Origin of the sequence: Saccharopolyspora soli, assembly GCF_022678645.1 — a bacterium.
Taxonomy (GTDB): Bacteria; Actinomycetota; Actinomycetes; order Mycobacteriales; family Pseudonocardiaceae; genus Saccharopolyspora; species Saccharopolyspora soli.
In genome coordinates this window covers 1-7,314 of sequence record NZ_JALBWV010000137.1, presented here as the reverse complement: position 1 = coordinate 7,314, position 7,314 = coordinate 1, and the positions used below count along the sequence as shown (strand labels likewise).

General features: G+C 70.7%; 7 protein-coding genes. 2 read left to right on the top strand and 5 right to left on the bottom strand.

The window, feature by feature from the left end:
* Positions 1-151 precede the first annotated feature (151 nt).
* On the bottom strand, positions 152-1,744 hold the full coding sequence (gene aceB, locus MOQ72_RS43610) for a malate synthase A (protein WP_242191946.1): 1,593 nt from the start codon (positions 1,742-1,744) through the stop codon (positions 152-154).
* Between the two features lie 236 nt (positions 1,745-1,980).
* On the opposite strand from aceB, the gene MOQ72_RS43605 reads away from it, so the two are divergent.
* Together MOQ72_RS43605 and MOQ72_RS43600 are read left to right on the top strand one after the other, a co-directional pair.
* Positions 1,981-2,760 (top strand): IclR family transcriptional regulator, encoded by a 780-nt coding sequence (locus MOQ72_RS43605; RefSeq protein WP_242191945.1) that lies wholly within the window; start codon positions 1,981-1,983, stop codon positions 2,758-2,760.
* A 173-nt stretch (positions 2,761-2,933) separates the two neighbouring features.
* On the top strand, positions 2,934-3,779 hold the full coding sequence (locus MOQ72_RS43600) for a PhzF family phenazine biosynthesis protein (protein WP_242191944.1): 846 nt from the start codon (positions 2,934-2,936) through the stop codon (positions 3,777-3,779).
* 6 nt (positions 3,780-3,785) lie between these two features.
* Here MOQ72_RS43600 and MOQ72_RS43595 read toward each other — a convergent pair whose 3' ends face one another.
* From MOQ72_RS43595 to alr, 4 genes are all read right to left on the bottom strand, one after another.
* Positions 3,786-4,388, bottom strand: coding sequence for a DedA family protein (locus MOQ72_RS43595; RefSeq protein ID WP_242191943.1), 603 nt, complete (start codon positions 4,386-4,388; stop codon positions 3,786-3,788).
* On the bottom strand, positions 4,385-4,864 hold the full coding sequence (tsaE, locus tag MOQ72_RS43590; RefSeq protein WP_242191942.1) for a tRNA (adenosine(37)-N6)-threonylcarbamoyltransferase complex ATPase subunit type 1 TsaE: 480 nt from the start codon (positions 4,862-4,864) through the stop codon (positions 4,385-4,387). Before tsaE ends, MOQ72_RS43595 begins: the two co-directional genes overlap by 4 nt.
* Complete coding sequence (locus tag MOQ72_RS43585; protein WP_242191941.1) at positions 4,861-5,943, bottom strand: alpha/beta fold hydrolase; 1,083 nt, start codon at positions 5,941-5,943, stop codon at positions 4,861-4,863. The genes tsaE and MOQ72_RS43585 overlap by 4 nt, the downstream gene beginning before the upstream one ends.
* A gap of 61 nt (positions 5,944-6,004) precedes the next feature.
* Positions 6,005-7,150 carry an alanine racemase gene (alr, locus tag MOQ72_RS43580; RefSeq protein ID WP_242191940.1) on the bottom strand — a complete coding sequence of 382 codons (1,146 nt, stop codon included), beginning with the start codon at positions 7,148-7,150 and terminating at the stop codon, positions 6,005-6,007.
* Positions 7,151-7,314 lie beyond the last annotated feature (164 nt).

Here is a 7,314-nt window from a genome sequence, read left to right as displayed (position 1 = left end):
TTGCACAGCAGTGGGGGGCCCGCGGGCGGGGGGCGGGGGGGCGGGGGGGGGGGGGGGGGGGGGGGGGGCCGTGGGCCCCCCCCCCCGGGGGGGGCCCCCCCCGCCGGGGGGGGGCGGGGGGGGGGGGGCCCCGGGCGGCCGCACCGGTTGGTCAGTCGATCTGCTCGTAGGCGGGCAGCGTCAGGAAGTCGACGAACTCGTCGGCCACCGCCACCTGCTCGAACAGGTCGATCGCCGGGCCCAAGTTGTCGACCGGGAAACCGTCTTCGGCCCGCAGCTGCTTCTCGGTGTCCGCCAGCACCTCGCGGACCAGGTCCGAGGTGACCCGTTCGCCACCGGCCAGCACCACGTCGTTGTGCAGCCACTGCCAGATCTGCGACCGCGAGATCTCGGCGGTCGCGGCGTCCTCCATGAGGTTGTGGATCGCGGCCGCGCCGTTGCCGCCCAGCCACGACACGATGTAGCGGACGCCGACGTCAACCGCGGCGCGCAGGCCCTCGATGGTCTTCTCACCAGGGGTGTCGGCCACCGAGAGCAGCTGGTCGGCGGTCACCGAGACCTCGTCGCGGGTGCGGTCGATCTGGTTGGGCTTGTCGCCCAGCACCTTGTCGAACTCCTCGAAGCAGATCGGCACCAGTCCGGGGTGGGCGACCCAGGAACCGTCGAAACCGTCACCGGCCTCGCGCTTCTTGTCGTCGTGCACCTTGGCCATCGCCGCCTCGTTGGTGGCCGGGTCCTTGGTCGGGATGAACGCGGCCATGCCGCCGATGGCGAACGCCCCGCGCTTGTGGCAGGTGCGCACCAGCAGCTCGGTGTAGGCGCGCATGAACGGCGCGGTCATGGTGACGGAGTTGCGGTCCGGCAGGATGTACCGGTCGGAGTCGCGGAACGTCTTGATCACGCTGAACAGGTAGTCCCAGCGACCGGCGTTGAGGCCTGCGGAGTGGTCGCGCAGCTCGTAGAGGATCTCCTCCATCTCGAACGCGGCCGGGTAGGTCTCGATCAGCACGGTGGCGCGCACCGAGCCGTGCGGAACGCCGAGCTCCTGCTGAGCGTGGGTGAACACGTCGTTCCACAACCGCGCTTCCAGGTGGCTTTCCATCTTGGGCAGGTAGAAGTACGGTCCGCTGCCGCGGCGGAGCAGTTCCTTGGCGTTGTGGAAGAAGTGCAGGCCGAAGTCGACCAGCGCACCGACCACCTGCTCGCCGTCGACGAGCAGGTGCTTCTCGTTGAGGTGCCAGCCGCGCGGGCGGACCAGCGGGACGGCGTGCTTGACGTCGTCGCGCAGCGCATAGTGCTTGCCTTCCGGGGTGGTCAGCTCGATCTGCTTGCGCACCAGGTCGTAGAGGTTGACCTGGCCGGAGACCACGTTGCGCCAGTGCGGGGTGTTGGCGTCCTCCAGGTCGGCCAGCCAGATGCGCGCGCCGGAGTTCAGCGCGTTGATCGCCATCTTGCGGTCGGTCGGGCCGGTGATCTCGACGCGGCGGTCGGCGATGTCGGCGGGCGGCTCGGCCACCTTCCAGTCGCTTTCGCGGATGTGCCGGGTCTCGTCGAGGAAGTCCAGTCGCCCCTTGCTGGCGGCTTCCGCGCGGCGCTGCGCGCGGCGGGCGAGCAGTTCGTCGCGCCGTGCGCCGAAGGCGCGCTGCAGGCCAGCGACGAATTCAAGCGCCTCCGCGGTGAGGATTTCGTCGCCGCGTTCGACGGCGCCGCCGAGCACTTGCACTCCTGCTGCCGAATCGGACATGAGAGGTCCACCTCTTTCTGCTGCCGGGTTCAGACGGTGGCTGATGGCCCACCTTGCCGCGTGCTGGACCACCGCGCACCCGACGGCGCGCGGCAGCCGTCCCGCTAGCGGTACGCCCGTTATGTTTTCTGCATCGTGGATGTTAGTTTCCATATCGCGTTCGAAGCAACATGAGCTGACGCACCCGCCACGGACTAGACTCCGGCTCAAGCACAGGTGCACGAGGGAGTTCTGCGATGACCACTGGCCCGCAGCGGGCGAACCAGGGTGGAGGAGTGCAGTCGGTCGAGCGCACTTTCGAACTCCTGGAACTGATGGCGGACGCGGGCGGCGAGGTCGCGCTGTCCGAACTGGCCGAGAAGTCGGGCCTGCCGCTACCGACCATCCACCGGATCATCCGCACCCTGGTGAGCAGCGGCTACGCCCGCCAACAGCCGTCCCGGCGCTACGCGCTCGGGCCGCGCCTGATCCGGCTCGGCGAGACGGCCAGCCGGGCACTCGGCTCGTGGGCCCGTCCCTACCTCGCCGAGCTCACCGAGGCCACCGGCGAGACCTCCAACATGGCGGTGCTCGACGGCGAGCAGATCGTCTACGTCGCGCAGGTCCCCTCCCAGCACTCGATGCGGATGTTCACCGAGGTCGGCAGGCGGGTCGACGCGCATGCCACGGCGGTCGGCAAGGCCGTGTTGGCGAACCTGCCGCCGGATGCGGTGGCACAGATGCTCAACCGCGCCGGGATGCGGCCGCAGACCGAACGCACCATCACCACCGTCGAGGCGATGCAGGAGGAGCTCGGCCGGGTCCGGCAGCAGGGCTATGCGCTGGACGACGGCGAGCAGGAGGTCGGGGTGCGCTGCTACGCGGTCGCGGTGCCGGGTGCGCCAGCGGGTGCGGCGATCTCCATCAGCGGGCCGGAGGCCCGGATGACCCGGATCTCGACCGACGAGGTCATCCCGCTGATGCAACGCCTGGCCCACGACCTGTCCGCCGAACTCAGCGTCAGCAACACCGCCTGACCTTCCACCAAGCGGAACTCCAGTTTCACGGCGATCCTCGACCCGCTTCGCCGTGCTTCCACCTGCGGGGATCCAGCCGCACGAAGTCCCAGACAGGTCAAGGCTCGCGGCAGGCGGAATAAACGTCCGTTCGATGCGGCTGGGGTTGGTGGATTCGACGGGGAGGAGTAGAGGTGGGTACCGAGGTGCAGCGGTTGGTGGCGTTCAGCAGCGATCCGCGTGGCGGGAATCCCGCCGGGGTGGTGCTCGATCCGTCGGGGTTGGCCGAGCCCGAAATGCTGCGGATCGCCGCTGACGTCGGATATTCCGAGACCGCGTTCGTGTTCCCCCGCAGCCCCCGCGAGTACGACATCCGCTACTACAGCCCGAAAGCCGAGGTGCCCTTCTGCGGGCACGCGACGATCGCGACCGCCGTCGCCCTGGCCGAACGCGACGGAACCGGCCGGATCGAACTGCACACCCGCTCCGGACCGGTCACCGTGGACACCCAGGTGGACCGCACCGGGCGGCACACCGCAACCCTGACCAGCGTCGCGACCTCGATCGCCGCGGTTGAACCGGCCGCCCTCGCCGAAGCCTTGGCCGCGCTCGGCTGGACCGACACCGACCTCGACCCGAACCTACCGCCACGCGTCGCCTACGGCGGTGCGCACCACCTCGTCCTCGCGCTGTCCACAAGGGACACTTTGGCCACGCTCTCCTACGATTTCGACCGGTTGGGCAAGCTGATGTCCGAACAGGACTGGACGACGCTGCAGCTCATCTGGCGCGCGGGCCCCGATGTGTTCCACGCCCGCAACCCGTTTCCGCCGGGTGGTGTGGTGGAGGACCCGGCGACCGGAGCTGCGGCCGCGGCATTCGGCGGCTACCTCAAGCACCTCGGCCTGATCAGCGCACCGGCCGCGTTCCGCATCCACCAGGGCGATGATCTCGGCCGTCCAAGCGTCCTCGATGTCGAGGTCTCCGCAGCGGATGACCGGGTCCGCGTGACCGGCACCGCCGCGCGGATCGAGCCGTGAAAGCGCTCACCGCAGCTGACGGAGCTGCTTGCGGCGGCGGATCCACCACGCGGCCAGCACGATCAACGCGGCGATGCCGAGCAGCGGTAGTCCCATGAATCCCACGATGGTCTGCACCCGCTCGTACGCGGCGCCCGACCAGGCACCGAGCAGCACCAACGTAGTCGCCCACGCGGCGGCCACCGGGACGTTGCAGACCGTGAACCGCAGGTGAGTCATCTCGGCGCGACCGGCGAGCCGGGGGACCAGCGTCCGCACCACGGCGAAGCACTGCGACGCCGCCACGGTCACCTCAGCGCGTCCGTCCAATGCGGACTCAACGCGGGCCAACCGCTGCTCGCCCAGCCGCTGGACCAATTGGCGCCGCAGCAGACCGTCGCGTCGGCCGCGGAAATACCCGTGCTGGCAACCCGAAGCCGTCGCCGCGAAGGCGCTGACGGCGGCCACCCACACGTCCACGACCCCGTGCCCGGCCAGCCAGCCGAACGCCAGCACCGCGCCCGAGCCAGGTAGGAAAACCCCGATCAGCAGGCCGGATTCGGCGAACAGCAACGCCACCACGGCCACCACCGCGAGTGGCCCGGGGATCCCGGCCAGGAAGTCCGTCACCGGGCCAGGACTTCAGCGAGCCTCGGACCCCAGGTTTCGCCGTGCGGCTCCAAGGTGATCTCGCGGACGTCGTCGTCCCGGCGACGGATCCGCAGCAGCAGGTAGGCATCCGCGAGCCGCTCCGCCAGACCCTCGCCCCACTCGACGACCACTGCGGCATCGGTCAGGTCAGTGTCCAGGTCCAGGTCGTCGATCTCGTCAAGTCCGGCCAGCCGGTAGGCGTCGACGTGCACCAGCGCCGGGCCGTCTCCGGATTCCGGGCGGTGCACCCGCGCGATCACGAACGTCGGCGACGTCACCGCGCCGGTGACCCCCATACCGGCCGCGATCCCGCGCGCGAGCACGGTCTTTCCGGCGCCGAGCGGCCCGTCCAGCAGCACCAGGTCGCCTGCGCGCAGCGCCGCCCCCAGCTGTCGGCCGAAATCGAGCGTGTCGGATTCTTGCGGCAGCTCGACGGTCCGCAGTGCGGAGCTCAACTCGCGGTCACCTCCCCAACCGCCCGGCGCAACAACGCGCTCAACTGATCGGTGACCAGCTCGGGCTGTTCCAACATCACCGGATGTCCGGCGCCCTCGGCCCGGACCAACGTCGCAGTCGGCAGCTCCGCGGCGAGCACTTCGGCGTGCGGCGAATACGGGGTGACCCGGTCGGCGTCACCGCTGAGCACCAGCACCTCGCAGGTCCGCAGCGCGGCCAGCGCGGTCTTCCGGTCGTGCAGGCTGATCGTCTCCAGGAAGTCGGTGACCACCTCGACGGTGGTGGCGCCGATCATCTCGGCCATCAGGTCCACCACCGCGGGCGAGATCTCGCGGTCCCCGAACGACAGGTTGCGCACCAGGTTCCAGGTAATCCGATCACCGATCTTCCGGGTACGTTCCACCAGGCCGGGCTGGAGATCCGAGAGGAGCGCGAGCCCGCGCGGCACCGGATTGGCGCGCGACAGCCAAGGTCTGGGCAGCCCGGACGCACCGACCGCACCAGCGGCGGTGCTGATCAGCGCGACCGCCCGGACCCGGTCGCGGAACAGCTGGGGGCGCTGTTCGGCGAGCGCCATGATCGCCATCCCGCCCATCGAATGGCCGACGAGCGCGATCGGCCCCTTGCGCGCCATCGCGCGCAGCACGGCGTCCAGGTCTCGGCCGAGCTGCTCGATCGTGCTGTTGCGCTTGGAAGAATGCCCGGAACGGCCGTGGCTGCGCTGGTCGAAGAGCACCAGCCGGACCTTCGGTTCGGCCAGTTCCGGCAGGTCCCGGCGCTGGAAGTGCCAGCAGCGCGAGTCCAGCGCGAAACCGTGCACGAGCACCACGGTCAGCTCCGGTTCGCCGCCATCGGCGGGCTGGATCTCCTGCACCGACAGCGGAACTCCGTCATCGGCGGCCACAGTGGACTGCCGGTCCGGGCGGAGCCTGCCCAGTGGTTCGTCGGCATAGGGGTCCTCGACCTTGCGCTGCGCGGCGACCCGCGAGCTGTGCGCGGCGACACCGACCGCGGCACCGGTGATCGCGGCACCCAGCACCCCGCTGGTCCAGGCCAACGCCTGCCAAACCGGTTTCACGACGTCTCCACGAGAATCGGAGCCGGGCGGCCTTCCGGAGCCGCAGGGACGAAACTGTCGGTCATGACGCCTCCGCACCTACGACGGTACGCGTCACCCGCGGGCGGTACATGCCGGTGACGATCTCGTAATGGATCGTGCCGATCTCCGCGGCCCACTCCGCGGCCGTCGGTTCGCCCCGGTCGCCCGGACCGAACAGCAGCACCTCGTCACCTTCGCCGATCTGGTCGTCGCCGCAGTCCACCACCAGCTGGTCCATGCACACCCGGCCGACCACCGGCCGTCGCTTGCCAGCCAGCCACACCGACATCCGGCCGGATAGGGTGCGCGGCACGCCGTCGGCGTAACCCACCGGCACCAACGCGAGGTTGGTGGGCCGCTGGGCCGTCCAGGTGTGGCCGTAGGAGACGCTCTCGCCCGCCGCGACGCGCTTGGTCAACGCCACCGACGAGCGGAACGTCATCGCTGGTCGCAGGTCGTGATCCCCGTGCTGCGGAACGGGATCCAGGCCGTAGATCGCGATGCCCGGCCGGACCAGCTCGAAGTGCAGATCGGGGCGGGTCAGCACGGCCGCCGAGTTGGCGAGGTGCCGGATCGGGTTCAGCCCTGCGGCCCGCGCCTGCTGGTAAGCCCGGTGGAAGCGTTCGGCCTGCCGGTCGATCGAGGCGTGGTCGAGCTCGTCGGCGCACGCCAGGTGCGACCACACCGCCACGACCTCGACGTGGCCGTCCGCCTCGGCCTTCGCCGCCTCCTCCACCAGCGCGGGCCACTGCTCGGCCGGGCAGCCGTTGCGGCACAGCCCGGTGTCGATCTTGAGGTGCACGCGGGCGATGCGGTCCTGCTGTTTGGCAGCAGCGACCATCCGACGAAGGCTGGCCCGCGAAGACGCGGACAGTTCGATATCCGCGGCGACGGCCGGGGTGAAGTCGTCGCTTTCCACGTGCAGCCAGCACAGCAGCGGGGCGACGACGCCTTCGGCGCGGAGTCGCAGGGCTTCGTCGAGCGCGGCGACGCCGATGCAGTCCGCACCCGAATCGAGCGCCGCAGCGGCGACCGTCAACGCGCCATGTCCGTAACCGTCGGCCTTCACGATGGCCATCGTGCGAGCACCCGAAGCGCGGGCACGCGCCGAGAGCACCCGCACGTTGTGGCGGATCGCGCTGACATCGATGCGCAGGTCGGCGCGATACGTGGGCTGGTCACTCATGGCAGGGCCATGTTCCCACATCTCCCCGGCCCCCCGTCGCTCCACTCGTGAGTGGGGCCCCCGGGGGGGGGCCCGGGGGGGCCCCCCCCCCCCCGGGGGGGGGGCGGGGGGGGGGCGGGGGGGGGGGCCCGCGCGGGGGGGGGGGGGGGGCCCCGGCCCCGGGG

Coding starts and splice junctions, on each gene's coding strand:
- MOQ72_RS43605 (WP_242191945.1), top strand. CDS start 1,981: ATGACCACTGGCCCGCAGCGGGCGAACCAGGGTGGAGGAGTGCAGTCG.
- alr (WP_242191940.1), bottom strand. CDS start 7,150: ATGAGTGACCAGCCCACGTATCGCGCCGACCTGCGCATCGATGTCAGC.
- aceB (WP_242191946.1), bottom strand. CDS start 1,744: ATGTCCGATTCGGCAGCAGGAGTGCAAGTGCTCGGCGGCGCCGTCGAA.